Annotated in this window: 15 protein-coding genes; all 15 read right to left on the bottom strand. The window is 62.7% G+C overall.

All coding sequences use genetic code 11. From position 1 onward, the window contains the following. Positions 1 to 158: 158 nt before the first annotated feature. The 15 genes from flhB to fliH all read right to left on the bottom strand — a co-directional run bounded on the left by flhB (position 159) and on the right by fliH (position 12,353). Positions 159 to 1,295 (bottom strand): flagellar biosynthesis protein FlhB, encoded by a 1,137-nt coding sequence (gene flhB, locus AC1Q6I_RS04015; protein ID WP_024076700.1) that lies wholly within the window; start codon positions 1,293 to 1,295, stop codon positions 159 to 161. Between the two features lie 3 nt (positions 1,296 to 1,298). Next, the gene (gene fliR, locus AC1Q6I_RS04010) at positions 1,299 to 2,084 is read right to left on the bottom strand and encodes a flagellar biosynthetic protein FliR (protein ID WP_024076701.1); all 786 of its coding nucleotides are present in this window, start codon (positions 2,082 to 2,084) and stop codon (positions 1,299 to 1,301) included. Positions 2,085 to 2,088: 4 nt separating this feature from the next. After that, positions 2,089 to 2,358 carry a flagellar biosynthesis protein FliQ gene (fliQ, locus tag AC1Q6I_RS04005; RefSeq protein ID WP_003214552.1) on the bottom strand — a complete coding sequence of 90 codons (270 nt, stop codon included), beginning with the start codon at positions 2,356 to 2,358 and terminating at the stop codon, positions 2,089 to 2,091. 4 nt (positions 2,359 to 2,362) lie between these two features. Continuing rightward, complete coding sequence (fliP, locus tag AC1Q6I_RS04000; protein WP_024076702.1) at positions 2,363 to 3,106, bottom strand: flagellar type III secretion system pore protein FliP; 744 nt, start codon at positions 3,104 to 3,106, stop codon at positions 2,363 to 2,365. Continuing rightward, complete coding sequence (gene fliO, locus AC1Q6I_RS03995; protein WP_102624217.1) at positions 3,106 to 3,540, bottom strand: flagellar biosynthetic protein FliO; 435 nt, start codon at positions 3,538 to 3,540, stop codon at positions 3,106 to 3,108. Before fliO ends, fliP begins: the two co-directional genes overlap by 1 nt. 1 nt (position 3,541) lies before the next feature. After that, positions 3,542 to 4,009 carry a flagellar motor switch protein FliN gene (fliN, locus tag AC1Q6I_RS03990; protein WP_024076704.1) on the bottom strand — a complete coding sequence of 156 codons (468 nt, stop codon included), beginning with the start codon at positions 4,007 to 4,009 and terminating at the stop codon, positions 3,542 to 3,544. A gap of 56 nt (positions 4,010 to 4,065) precedes the next feature. Continuing rightward, a complete protein-coding gene (gene fliM / locus AC1Q6I_RS03985; protein WP_024076705.1) occupies positions 4,066 to 5,034 on the bottom strand; it encodes a flagellar motor switch protein FliM in 969 nt (322 codons plus the stop codon). 9 nt (positions 5,035 to 5,043) lie between these two features. After that, positions 5,044 to 5,550 (bottom strand): flagellar basal body-associated protein FliL, encoded by a 507-nt coding sequence (gene fliL, locus AC1Q6I_RS03980; RefSeq protein WP_024076706.1) that lies wholly within the window; start codon positions 5,548 to 5,550, stop codon positions 5,044 to 5,046. Positions 5,551 to 5,773: 223 nt separating this feature from the next. After that, on the bottom strand, positions 5,774 to 7,165 hold the full coding sequence (locus AC1Q6I_RS03975) for a flagellar hook-length control protein FliK (protein WP_102624216.1): 1,392 nt from the start codon (positions 7,163 to 7,165) through the stop codon (positions 5,774 to 5,776). Positions 7,166 to 7,283: 118 nt separating this feature from the next. Next, a complete protein-coding gene (locus tag AC1Q6I_RS03970; protein ID WP_024076708.1) occupies positions 7,284 to 7,628 on the bottom strand; it encodes an Hpt domain-containing protein in 345 nt (114 codons plus the stop codon). 30 nt (positions 7,629 to 7,658) lie between these two features. Beyond that, positions 7,659 to 9,377: an ATP-binding SpoIIE family protein phosphatase gene (locus AC1Q6I_RS03965; RefSeq protein ID WP_024076709.1), complete on the bottom strand. Its 1,719-nt coding sequence runs from the start codon at positions 9,375 to 9,377 to the stop codon at positions 7,659 to 7,661. Continuing rightward, positions 9,374 to 9,679, bottom strand: coding sequence for an STAS domain-containing protein (locus AC1Q6I_RS03960; RefSeq protein WP_024076710.1), 306 nt, complete (start codon positions 9,677 to 9,679; stop codon positions 9,374 to 9,376). Before AC1Q6I_RS03960 ends, AC1Q6I_RS03965 begins: the two co-directional genes overlap by 4 nt. Positions 9,680 to 9,787: 108 nt before the next feature. Beyond that, positions 9,788 to 10,237 carry a flagellar export protein FliJ gene (gene fliJ, locus AC1Q6I_RS03955; RefSeq protein WP_024076711.1) on the bottom strand — a complete coding sequence of 150 codons (450 nt, stop codon included), beginning with the start codon at positions 10,235 to 10,237 and terminating at the stop codon, positions 9,788 to 9,790. A 3-nt stretch (positions 10,238 to 10,240) separates the two neighbouring features. Next, on the bottom strand, positions 10,241 to 11,599 hold the full coding sequence (gene fliI / locus AC1Q6I_RS03950) for a flagellar protein export ATPase FliI (RefSeq protein ID WP_024076712.1): 1,359 nt from the start codon (positions 11,597 to 11,599) through the stop codon (positions 10,241 to 10,243). Beyond that, entirely contained in the window at positions 11,589 to 12,353 is a 765-nt protein-coding gene (gene fliH, locus AC1Q6I_RS03945) for a flagellar assembly protein FliH (RefSeq protein WP_024076713.1), read from the bottom strand. Before fliH ends, fliI begins: the two co-directional genes overlap by 11 nt. Positions 12,354 to 12,357 lie beyond the last annotated feature (4 nt).

Genomic DNA, 12,357 nt, shown 5'->3' with positions numbered 1-12,357 from the left:
TTCGCGAGCAAGCTCGCTCCTACAGAAGGCGATGTACGCTTAACTGAACGGCATTAGGGCAAGCCCGCTCGCCACAGCCAACCTGCTTGCCACAGTCAACCTGCTTGCCACAGTCAGCCTGCTTGCCACAATAGGCCGGCTTGCCACAGAGAATGTGATCAAGAATCCCGGCGCAGGTCTGGCGGGATCGGCAGGTCCTTGAGCGGATCAGGGCGCTTGCCCTTGCCTGCGCGGTATTGGCGGATCTGGTAGACATACGCCAACACCTGCGCAACGGCCAGGTACAACCCGGCGGGGATTTCCTGGTCGAGGTCGGTGGAGTAGAAGATCGACCGCGCCAGCTCCGGCGACTCCAGCAGCAGGATGTCGTTGGCCACGGCGATTTCGCGGATTTTCAGCGCGGTAAAGTCGCTGCCCTTGGCCAGCAGCATCGGCGCGCCGCCTTTCTCCGGGTCGTACTTGAGCGCGACGGCGTAGTGGGTCGGGTTGGTGATGACCACGTCGGCGTCGGGCACCGCGGCCATCATCTTGCGCTGGGACATTTCGCGTTGCAGCTGGCGAATACGTTGCTTGACCTCAGGACGGCCCTCCTGGTCCTTGTGCTCGTCGCGCACTTCCTGCTTGGTCATCAGCAGTTTCTTGTGGCTTTCCCACAACTGGATCGGCGCATCCACCGCGGCGATCAGGATCAACCCTGCGGCCATCCACAGCGCGCTCCAGCCCACCACTTGCACGCTGTGAATGATCGCGGACTCCAGCGGTTCATGAGCAATGCGCAGCAGGTCGTCGATGTCGGAGGACAATACCACCAGCGCCACGAACAGGATCAGGATGAACTTGGCCAGGGCCTTGAGCAGTTCCACCAGGGCCTTGCTGGAAAACATGCGCTTGAGCCCGGCTGCCGGGTTCATCCGGCTGAACTTGGGCGCCATGCTGCTCGCGGCGAACAGCCAGCCGCCCAGGGCGACCGGACCGATCAGCGCAGCCAGCAGCAACGTGATCAGGATCGGTTGCACCGCCAGGATCGCGATCTTCCCTGAATGCAGCAGGTATTGCCCCATGGCGCCGGGGCTAAGGAGTACTTCACGGGGCAAGGTGAAGTTGAGTTTCATCAGCTCCATCAGGTCCAGCGCCAGGCCGCCGCCATAGATCAGCAAGGCGCCGGACCCGGCCATCATGGTCGCAACGGTGTTGAGCTCCTTGGAACGGGCAATCTCGCCCTTCTCCCTGGAGTCCTTTTTGCGCTTCTCCGTGGGGTCTTCTGTTTTGTCCTGGCCACTCTCGCTCTCGGCCATGGCTCAGCGCGCCCGTGCCAGATCACGTAAGAACTGCAGGGCGTCGGTCGCCAGCGGTTGATACTGATTGAGAATGTCAGCCATGCCGACCCAGAAAATCCCCATGCCCAGCACCAGGGTCAACGGGAAACCAATCGAAAAGATGTTCAGTTGCGGCGCCGCGCGGGTCATCACGCCGAACGCGATGTTGACCACCAGCAGCGCGGTGATGGCCGGCAACACCAGCAGCAGCGATGCGCCCAACACCCAGCTCAGGCGCCCCACCAGTTCCCAGAAATGATTGACCACCAACCCCGAGCCCACCGGCAAGGTGGTGAAGCTTTCGGTCAGCACCTCGAACACCACCAGGTGGCCGTTCATGGCCAGGAACAGCAAGGTCACCAGCATGGTCAGGAACTGTCCGATCACCGCCGCCGACACGCCGTTGGTGGGGTCGACCATGGAGGCGAAGCCCATGCCCATCTGGATCGAGATGATTTGCCCGGCAATCACGAACGCCTGGAAGAACAGTTGCAGGGAGAAGCCAAGCAGCGAGCCGATCAGGATCTGTTCGGCAATCAGCATCAGCGCACTGAGGTCCAACGCATTGACCGGCGGCATCGGCGGCAGGCCGGGTACCAGCACCACGGTAATCGCCACGGCGAAATACAGGCGGATGCGGCGTGGCACCAGGGTAGTCCCGAACACCGGCATGCTCATCAGCACCGCCGTGACGCGAAACAGCGGCAGGATGAAGGACGCCACCCAGGTACTGATCTGGGTATCGGTCAAGGCCAGCAGCGATTGCATGGGCTCAGCCGATCAACTGCGGAATACTGCCATACAGCTGCAGGATGTATTCCATGAAGGTTTGCACCAGCCACGGGCCGGCGACGATCAGCGTGATCAGCATCACCAGCAGGCGCGGCAGGAAGCTCAAGGTTTGTTCGTTGATCTGGGTCGCGGCCTGGAACATCGCCACCAGCAGGCCAACCAACAGGCTCGGCACGACCAGCACCGCCACCATCATGGTGGTCAGCCACAGCGCTTCACGGAACAGGTCGACCGCTACTTCTGGAGTCATGTCGCTACACTCCGCCGAAACTGCTGGCCAACGTGCCGATAATCAGCGCCCAGCCGTCCACCAGCACAAACAGCATGATCTTGAACGGCAACGAAATAATCAGCGGCGACAGCATCATCATACCCATGGCCATCAGCACGCTCGCCACCACCAGGTCGATGATCAGGAACGGGATAAAGATCATGAAGCCGATCTGGAACGCAGTCTTCAGTTCAGAGGTGACGAACGCCGGCACCAGGATGGTCAGCGGCGCCTGGTCCGGGGTGGCGATGTCGGTCCGCTTGGACAGGCGCATGAACAACTCCAGGTCGCTGGAGCGGGTCTGCGACAACATGAAGTCCTTGATCGGGCCCTGAGCCTTGTCGATCGCGTCCTGGGCGGTCATTTTCTCCGCCAGGTAGGGCTGCAGGGCTTGCTGGTTCACCTTGTCGAACACCGGGGCCATGATGAACAGCGTGAGGAACAACGCCATGCCGGTGAGGATCTGGTTCGAAGGGGTCTGCTGCAGGCCCAGGGCCTGGCGCAGGATCGAGAAGACGATGATGATCCGCGTAAAGCTGGTCATCAGCATGACAAACGCCGGGATAAAGCTCAGCGCGGTCATGATCAGCAGGATCTGCAGGCTGACCGAATACTCCTGGGCTCCGGCCGCGTTGGTACCCAGGGTGATCGCCGGGATCGACAACGGGTCGGCGGCCAACGCCAGTGGCGCGACCAGCCACAGCATGAGCGTCAATAAAACGCGCATTACTTCTTATCCTTCTGATCCTTGCCCAGCAACTCCATCAAGCGCTGGGCGAATTCTGGCGTGGCGGGCTGGGACGCGTCCACGTTCACCGGGGTCTTGAGCACATGCAGCGGGGTGATGCGGCCGGGGGTAATGCCCAGCAGAATCTGCTCCTCGCCCACCTGCACCAGCACCAGCCGATCACGTGGGCCAAGGGCGCGCGAGCCGATCATCTCGATGACCTGGGCATTGCCCGGGCCGATGTTCTGCACACGGCGCATCAGCCAGGCCAGCACGAAGATCAAGCCGACCACCAGCAACAGGCCCAGCACCAGCTGGGTCAGTTGCCCGCCGACGCCACCGCCCACCGGCGCAACGGCGGCCTGGGCCACCGGCTCGGCGGCCCAGGTCGCCAATGGCAGCGCGACTAACAGTCCCACCATCAGCCGTTTCATATCAGCGCAACTTCTTGATGCGTTCGCTCGGGCTGATCACGTCGGTCAGGCGGATGCCGAACTTTTCGTTGACCACCACCACTTCGCCATGGGCGATCAGGGTGCCGTTGACCAGCACGTCCAGCGGCTCGCCGGCCAGGCGGTCCAGCTCGATCACCGAGCCCTGGTTGAGTTGCAGCAGGTTGCGGATGTTGATGTCGGTGCTGCCCACTTCCATGGAGATCGACACCGGGATATCGAGAATCACATCCAGGTTCGGGCCATCGAGGGTCACCGGCTCGTTGTTCTTCGGCACGCTGCCGAACTCTTCCATCGGCAGGCGCTTGCCGGCCGGCGCGGTGGCGGCGTCAGCGGCCAGCAATGCGTCGATATCGTCCTGGCCGACATCACCGGTTTCTTCCAGGGCCGCAGCCCATTCGTCGGCCAGGGCCTGGTCTTCGGCGGAAGTGCTTTCGTGTTCGGTAGCCATTACATGTCCTCGGCGGAGCAAACATTCATAAATGGGGGTGCATCAATCGGGGTGGCTCAGCGACGGTTGATCGCCTCGACCACTTGCAGCGCCAGGTTGCCCTTGTGGGAACCGAGCTTGACCTTGAACGACGGCACGCCATTGGCGCGCATGATCATTTCTTCCGGCAATTCCACTGGAATCACATCGCCTGGCTGCATGTGCAAAATATCGCGCAAGCGCAACTGGCGACGGGCCACGGTGGCGCTCAGGGGAACGTCGACGTCGAGCAGGTCTTCGCGCAGGGCCTTGACCCAGCGTTCGTCCTGGTCGTCCAGGTCGGACTGGAAACCGGCGTCGAGCATTTCGCGCACCGGCTCGATCATCGAGTACGGCATGGTCACGTGTAGGTCGCCGCCGCCGCCATCGAGTTCGATGTGGAAGGTGGACACCACAATGGCTTCGCTGGGGCCGACGATGTTGGCCATGGCTGGGTTCACTTCCGAGTTGATGTACTCGAAATTGACTTCCATGATCGCCTGCCAGGCTTCCTTCAAGTCGATGAAGGCTTGCTCCAGCACCATGCGCACCACCCGCAGTTCGGTCGGGGTGAATTCACGGCCTTCGATCTTGGCGTGACGGCCGTCGCCGCCGAAGAAGTTGTCCACCAGCTTGAACACCAGCTTGGCGTCGAGGATGAACAGCGCGGTGCCGCGCAACGGCTTGATCTTGACCAGGTTGAGGCTGGTGGGCACGTACAGCGAATGCACGTATTCACCGAACTTCATCACCTGCACGCCACCTACCGCCACGTCCGCCGAGCGGCGCAGCATGTTGAACATGCTGATACGTGTGTAGCGGGCAAAACGTTCGTTGATCATCTCCAGGGTCGGCATGCGTCCACGGACGATGCGATCCTGGCTGGTCAGGTCATAACTTTTGACGCTGCCGGGCTCGGCAGCCGTTTCGGTCTGTACCAGACCATCGTCCACGCCATGCAACAGCGCATCGATTTCATCCTGGGACAGCAGGTCTTGCACGGCCATGTCGTGATCCTACTGCAATACGAAATTAGTAAAGAGCGCCTGCTCGATCACCACTTTGCCGAGCTCCTTCTGGGCCACTTCCTGCACGCTGGCGGTGACCTTCTGGCGCAGCATTTCCTGGCCCACCGGGGTGGCCAGGGCGTCGAAGCTCTGCCCGGAGAACAGCATGACCAGGTTGTTGCGGATCACGGGCATGTGCACCTTGAGGGCATCCAGGTCGGCCTGGTTGCGCGCCAGCAAGGTGATGCTCACCTGCAGGTAGCGTTGACGGCCGTTCTGGTTGAAGTTGGCGACAAAGGCCGGAAGCATCGGCTCGAAGATTGCCGGTTGCTTGACGTTACTGGCGGTTTCGGCGGCGGGTGCCGGTTTGCTTGCACTGCTGTGCATGATGTACCAGGTGCCGCCCACAGAGGCGCCAATGGCCAGGAGCAGGCCCAGGACAATCACCAGGATAAGCTTGAGCTTGCCCTTACCCTTGCCTGCGGGTGCTGTTGCTGCGTCGTCGCTCTTCGCCATGCCAATAATCCGTCACTATTCGGGGATTCATAGATCTTCGGAAAGGCAAGAGCAAGTGTTATGCCAGAGTTGTCTGGCTGGACGCAGACGAGGGAACACCACAAATCAAGTGTGGGAGGGGGCTTGCCCCCGATAGCGGTGTATCAGTCAACTGATGGATGAACTGACACACCCTCATCGGGGGTAAGCCCCCTCCCACATTTTGTCCTATGCCAGACTTACATCAGGCGTAGTAATCGACGGCGCTGGAGCCGACCACGGTCTGGGTCACCGGCGCGACGGCCGCGGCCACCTCGGCGTGATCCGTCAAGTCGCTGCCGTCACCCCGGCCGCCGCCGCCGCTCACGCCGCGCGCCTGGTTCTGCTGCTGTTGTTCCTGGCCCTGGCCCTGCCAGCCACGGGACTGGTCGGACACGTTGACGTCCACCTGGCCCATGCCCTGCTGGGCAAACATCTCCCGCAGACGGCCGGACTGGCTTTCCAGCGCCTCACGCACCACGGCGTGACCACTCATGAACGTCACCTGGGCCTGCTGGTCCGCCGTCATGTTGACCTTGATATCCAGGCGCCCCAGCTCAGCCGGCTGCAACTGGATTTCCGCCGACTTGAGGTTGGCGCTGGACAGGTACATCACGCGGTTGACCACTTCTTCTGTCCAGCCGCTCTGATGCATGGCCAACGGTGCGTTGGCCACCGGCGGCAAGGCGTTGGCGGTTTTCGGCGTGGCGGCCTGGGTCAGTGCGGCCAGGCGGTTGGCAAAATCATCGACACGCGTATCGCTGCTGGCGTTCTTCAGGTCCTTGAGGCCGCCTTCGATGAGCCCGCTGAAGGCTTTGTCGCCCCCCTGGTCGGTGCTGTCCTTGGTGGCTTGCTGGTCGACCATATTGGCCATGCCAGCGGCAAAGCTCTGTGCAGCGGTCGGTTGATCCTGAGTCGTAGTCGGTGCGGTTTTCGCCGGTGTCTGGCTGCTGGCCGACACATGACCGCCCTGCTCCATCGCCAGGCGCACGGCCGGCATGGCGTCGAGGGGGTCGGCTTCGGGGTCGAAAGCCGGTGGCTGGGGCTGATCGGTGGCGGCGACGGGTGCGGCGACCACGGGCTGGGCCTTGTCATCCTTGGCAGCGGCAACAGGCGCCGGCGCCGGCGTTTCCACCGGCGCCAGTACCGGTACCGGCACCACAACCGGGGTGACCGTGGCAATCAAGGCCGGGTCGACCACCGGGTCGACTGGAGGCTGCTGCGCCAGTGTCGGATCAGTGGGCTTGTCGCCGTCACTGCTCGTGCTGTCACTGGACTTGGCCGGTACGGTGGCAGGCAAGGAATTGCCGCTATCGGCAACCGCTGGCGTGCTGGCGGCAGGTTTGTCGTTGCTGGCGGCAGGCTTATCGTTGTTCGCGACCGGTTTGGCGCTGTTGTCGGAAGGCTTGTCCCGCGTGGGTTTTGGCGCGTTATCGTCGGCCTTGACCGTCGGTTTCGACGCCTGGCTGGCGAACACTTGAGCGAAGCCAGGGCCCTTGTCCCGTGGGTCCGCAGCCACTGCCGGTGGATTGGCGGCGGGCGCTTGAGCCTTGGCCGCAGGGGCAGCCTGTAGGAGCGAATTAGGGGCGACTGGCATAGGTAAAGGTCTCCACTGCATGGGGATCGGAGATGCAGTAAAAGACATACAGCAAGAGTCGGGCCAGGTTTGCAAAGGACGCCTTGATCGTTCCCCTCACCCTGGGCAACAACGCTCATCACATCTGAAAACGCTGGCGCTCCGACTCATACAGCGGCTTGACCAGCGCAAACTCATGATCGATCTGGTCGACCAAGGCCCCCAGGTCCGCCGCGGCCTCGACGGACTCGGCCTCCAGCCGCTGGCACAACTGCGCCAAGCGTACCGCCCCCAGGTTGCCGCTGCTGCCCTTGAAGCTGTGGGCAATGCGGCCCAATGCCTTGGCATCATCGCGTGCCTTGCGCAACGCTTCGACGCGCTTTTGCGAATCGTCAAGAAAGGTATCGAGCAGCTTGGGATAGTCGCCTTCCATGATTTCCTGCAAACCCGACAACACGTCTGGGTCCAGATGAACCTCAACCACTTGTTCGCTCCTTGATCAAGAATCGGCGGATTATGCCAGAGCCTCCCAGGAAAACTCCACGCAGACACTGCGCCCGCCATCGGACCAGCCTATCGCGCTGCTCAACTGGCGCACCAGGCTCAGGCCACGGCCAGACAGACGGTCGAAATCCAGCGGCCGCGCCAGCACCTGCTCCACATCGAACCCAGGGCCACTGTCTTCGACGCGCAGGGTCATCTTGCCCCCCGCGGCGGTGGGCGACACTTGCACGTGCACACGCACGTAGCCGCTGTTGAGGTGCGCCAAGCGCTCATTGCGCTGGCGATAATACTGCGCAAACCCCTGGGCATCGCGCTTGAGCCGCGAGTCCAGGCCCAGCACGCCGTGCTCCAGGGCGTTGGAATACAGCTCGGCCATCACCGTGTAAAGCGCCCCGCTCCGCTCCCGCAGGCCGTGGATCTCCAGCAACAGTTGCAGCAGATAGGGCAAGGGGTTGTAGCGCTTGAGGGTCTCGGCGCGAAATTCAAAACTCACCGACCAGTCCAACGGGCACGATTGGCCGCTGTCGGCATATAACAGCCCCGTCGCACGCAACGGCGGATCCGCTTGCAGGGTAATTTCCACCAGGCTGACGTCGTCCCGCGCCTCTCCGCGAAACGCCGCCAACGCCTGCTCGATGTCTTCGAACAGCCGCTCGGGCTCGCGATTGGACGCGAACACCTGCTGCAATCGCTCGACACCGAACAACTGTTCATTGGCATCGGCGGTATCCAGCACGCCATCCGACAGCAGAAACACGCGGTCGCCCAGGGCCATGGGCCAGACTTCGGTGCGATCATCAAACGCCTGCGCTGACAGCACCCCCAGCGGCAAATGCCGGGACAGCAGTGGCGTGCGCCGCCCAGTGGCGATGTCGTGCACATAGCCTTCGGGCATGCCGCCGTTCCACACCTCCACCGCCCGCCGCTGCGTGCTCAGGCACAACAGGGTGGCGCAGCAGAACATGTCCACCGGCAGGATGCGTTTGAGCTTGGCGTTCATCTCGCGCAGGATCTGCGCCAGGCCGTAGCCCTTGGCGGTCATGCCATAAAACACCTCGGCCAACGGCATGGCGCCCACCGCCGCCGGCAAGCCATGGCCGGTAAAGTCGCCGAGCAGCACATGCATATCACCCGACGGCGTATACGCCGCCAGCAGCAGGTCACCGTTGAACAGCGCGTAAGGCGATTGCAGGTAGCGAATATTCGGGGCGGCATTGATGCAGCCGGAATGGGCGACTTTATCGAACACCGCCTTGGCCACCCGCTGCTCGTGCAACAGGTACTCGTGGTGCCTGGCGATCAAGTCGCGCTGCTGCAACACCGTGGCTTGCAGGCGGCGCAGGCGGTCCATGGCGTTGATCTTGGCCGACAGGATCAACGGGTTGTAAGGCTTGGGCAGGAAGTCGTCGCCGCCCGCATCCAGGCACTGGGCCAGGGCTTCGCTCTGGCGCAGGGAAGTGAGGAAGATGATGGGCACCAGTGCTTCGCCGGCCAGCTGCTTGATCCGGCGCGCCGCTTCAAAGCCATCCATCACCGGCATCAGTGCATCCATCAACACCAACTGCGGGCGGTCGCGGTTAAACACCGCGACCGCTTCCTCACCATTGCTGGCCGTGAGGACTTGATGGCCCTGGCGCCGAATGATGGTCGACAGCAGCAGCAGGTCGGCGGCGCTGTCCTCGGCGATCAGGATGGTCAGCGCCTCGAGGACGGGGGCCAGGACGCTCAACTGATATCGAACAGTTTGTCGAAATTGGAAATGGCGAGGATCTTGCGCACGTCGGAGTTGATGTTGATCACCTGGACTTCCGCGTCGTCGCCGCCGGCATGGTCCCTGAGCAGCAGGAGCATGCCCAGTGCCGAGCTGTCCATGTAGGTGGTGTCTTTCAGGTCGACCACATACAGCTCAGGCACCTTGTAGAAACGCTCATAGGCGTCACGAAACACCTGATGGCTGCCGAAATCGAACCGGCCCTTGATAGCGATCGTCAACTTCTTCCCATCCAGGGATACTTCTGACATGACTGACATACGACTGCTTCCTTGTCATTGGCATAGACACAAGGTGTAGCAGGTGAACCGGATGTGGGCAACATTGCCAATCAAATGTAGGAGGGGGCTTGCGCCCGATGGCGACCGTCAGAATGGTGATTGGCGGGGAAGACGCTGGGACAACTCATCGAGCAGCTTCTGCTCGCGCTTGTCTTCAATGGCCCGCGCTTCATCGATATAGCGCTGCACCAGCTTGCGCAACCCTTCTACCCGGGCATAGGCCGCTTGCCAGCTCTCGCGGGCCTTGTCGAGGTTGTTCTGGTGCCAGGCCAGGCTCTGGCGCTGCTGGCCGACGGCGGTTTCAAGCTGGTTGAGAAAGCCCTGGTAGCCCATCAGCCACTGCCCGGACACGCCCTTGGTGCCGCGCTCGATCCACTGCTGCTGGTACTCGCCGCGAAAGCGCTCCAAGTCGCCCAGTTTGCTTTCCGCCAGGCGCACCTGGCCCTGGAAGTAACCCAGGCGCTGCACGGCGGTTTTCTCGGCTTTTTCAGCCATCTCCACCACCGGGGCCAGACGTGACGAGCGACTACTGGCCATGGCTTAGCCGCCTGGCGCGGGGGCGAAGATGGATTGCAGGTGCGCTTCGCTTTCACCCATGCTGATGTTGTCGTTGAGGCCCTGGCGCAGGTAGGTCACCAACTGCGGCTGCAGGGCGATCGCCAGGTCGGTCTCACGATCGCCGCCGGCCACGTAGGCGCCGACGCTGATCAAATCACGGCTCTGTTGATAGCGCGACCACAGTTGCTTGAACTGCTGGGCGCGCGCCATATGCTCCGGCGTGACCACCGACGGCATCACCCGGCTGATCGACGCTTCGATATCGATGGCCGGGTAGTGCCCCTCTTCCGCCAGGCGCCGCGACAGCACGATGTGGCCGTCAAGCACGCCCCGCGCCGAGTCGGCAATCGGGTCCTGCTGGTCATCGCCTTCGGACAATACGGTGTAGAACGCGGTGATTGAGCCCCCGCCCGCTTCGGCGTTACCGGCGCGCTCCACCAGCTTGGGCAGCTTGGCGAACACCGACGGCGGATACCCCTTGGTGGCCGGCGGCTCGCCGATGGCCAGGGCGATTTCCCGCTGGGCCTGGGCGAAACGTGTCAGCGAATCCATCAGCAACAGGACATTCTTGCCTTTGTCGCGAAAATACTCGGCGATGCGCGTGCAGTACATGGCGGCGCGCAAACGCATCAGCGGCGCATCGTCCGCAGGCGAGGCGACCACCACTGAGCGCTTGAGGCCCTCTTCACCGAGGCTGTGCTCGATGAACTCCTTCACTTCCCGGCCCCGCTCGCCGATCAACCCCACCACGATGATGTCGGCCTCGGTAAAGCGGGTCATCATGCCGAGCAACACCGATTTACCCACGCCGGTACCGGCGAACAGACCCAGGCGCTGGCCGCGACCGACCGTCAATAAACCGTTGATGCTGCGAATGCCCACGTCAAGCGGCTGGCTGATGGGGTTGCGGTTGAGCGGGTTGATGGTGGGGCCATCCATCGGCACCCAGTCCTCGGCTTTCATGCCGCCCTTGCCGTCCAGCGCGCGACCGGCACCGTCGAGCACGCGGCCGAGCATGCTCATGCCCATGGGCAGGCGACCGGTATCGGCCAGCGGCACCACGCGGGCGCCGGGGGCAATGCCCGCCAGGCTGCCGACAGGCATGAGGAAAATCTTGTTGCCGGAGAAGCCCATCACTTCAGCTTCGACCTGCACCGGGTGGTAGCTGTCGTCGTTGATCACCAGGCAGCGGCTACCCATGGCGGCCCGCAGGCCCTCGGCTTCGAGGGTCAGGCCGACCATGCGCAACAGGCGCCCTTCAAGGATCGGTTGGCCGGGCAACTCGGTGGCCTCGGCATAACCGCCGAGGCGCTTGGCGAAGCTGGTGCGATCAAGGCGCATCGGAGGCGTCCAGCTCAACACTCAGGTCAGGCTCGGCCGGGTGCAGGGCTTGTTCGTGGAGTTGATCGAAGAGCTTGGCCATGATCTGGCTGATGCGGGTTTCCACCGTGGCATCGATGCGGCTGTGCTCGGTCTCGACACGGCAACCACCGGGCAGCAACGCCGCATCTTCGACGATGCGCCAGGTTTCTTCGTGGCGCTCGCGCAGGGCTTTGACCTGCTCGAAATCCTGCGGGTTGATGTACAGCCGCACATTGCCGACGCCCAGGGGCAGCAGCTTGAGGGCTTCGCGCATCACACCCTCGATCTGGCTGGAGTCCAGCGCCAGTTCGCGCTGGATCACCTGGCGGGCGATGTGCTGCACCAGGCCGACCATGGCTTTTTCGATCTGCGAATCCTGCTCGGCGATGGGGTCGAACAGGCTGCCCATCAGGCGTTCCAGGCTGGTCAACTTGACGCTCAACGCGGCCTCGGCTTCCTGGCGCACCTTGAGGGTGGTGCTGCGAAAGCCGTCTTTTTCGCCGGCGGCAAAGCCTTCGTTGTAGGCTTCCTGGCGGATGCTTTCCAACTCTTCCAGGGTCAGCGGCTGGACTTCCTCCAGCGGCACTTCTTCCATTTCCGCCGGCAGTTCCTCGACCGGTTCAGGCTCGGGTTCCGGCACGTGCGGGTCGAAGCTGGGCAACGACCAGATGTCGAACCCGCCCACGTCCCGCGCGCGAATCAGATCGCTGGGCGTCTCATCTTTGCTCGACATGTGG

This window comes from Pseudomonas sp. MPR-R2A5 (genome assembly GCF_058793055.1).
Note: the sequence above shows the minus strand (reverse complement) of the source record. Positions and strands in the feature narration are given on the sequence as shown.

Bases quoted from the DNA above. Each gene is read 5' to 3' on its own strand.
- fliL (WP_024076706.1), bottom strand. From the start codon at position 5,550: ATGGCGAAGAGCGACGACGCAGCAACAGCACCCGCAGGCAAGGGTAAG.
- fliR (WP_024076701.1), bottom strand. From the start codon at position 2,084: ATGCAATCGCTGCTGGCCTTGACCGATACCCAGATCAGTACCTGGGTG.
- fliH (WP_024076713.1), bottom strand. From the start codon at position 12,353: ATGTCGAGCAAAGATGAGACGCCCAGCGATCTGATTCGCGCGCGGGAC.
- fliO (WP_102624217.1), bottom strand. From the start codon at position 3,540: ATGAAACGGCTGATGGTGGGACTGTTAGTCGCGCTGCCATTGGCGACC.
- AC1Q6I_RS03960 (WP_024076710.1), bottom strand. From the start codon at position 9,679: ATGTCAGTCATGTCAGAAGTATCCCTGGATGGGAAGAAGTTGACGATC.
- fliP (WP_024076702.1), bottom strand. From the start codon at position 3,106: ATGCGCGTTTTATTGACGCTCATGCTGTGGCTGGTCGCGCCACTGGCG.
- fliN (WP_024076704.1), bottom strand. From the start codon at position 4,009: ATGGCTACCGAACACGAAAGCACTTCCGCCGAAGACCAGGCCCTGGCC.
- fliI (WP_024076712.1), bottom strand. From the start codon at position 11,599: ATGCGCCTTGATCGCACCAGCTTCGCCAAGCGCCTCGGCGGTTATGCC.
- flhB (WP_024076700.1), bottom strand. From the start codon at position 1,295: ATGGCCGAGAGCGAGAGTGGCCAGGACAAAACAGAAGACCCCACGGAG.
- fliQ (WP_003214552.1), bottom strand. From the start codon at position 2,358: ATGACTCCAGAAGTAGCGGTCGACCTGTTCCGTGAAGCGCTGTGGCTG.
- fliM (WP_024076705.1), bottom strand. From the start codon at position 5,034: ATGGCCGTGCAAGACCTGCTGTCCCAGGATGAAATCGATGCGCTGTTG.
- AC1Q6I_RS03975 (WP_102624216.1), bottom strand. From the start codon at position 7,165: ATGCCAGTCGCCCCTAATTCGCTCCTACAGGCTGCCCCTGCGGCCAAG.
- fliJ (WP_024076711.1), bottom strand. From the start codon at position 10,237: ATGGCCAGTAGTCGCTCGTCACGTCTGGCCCCGGTGGTGGAGATGGCT.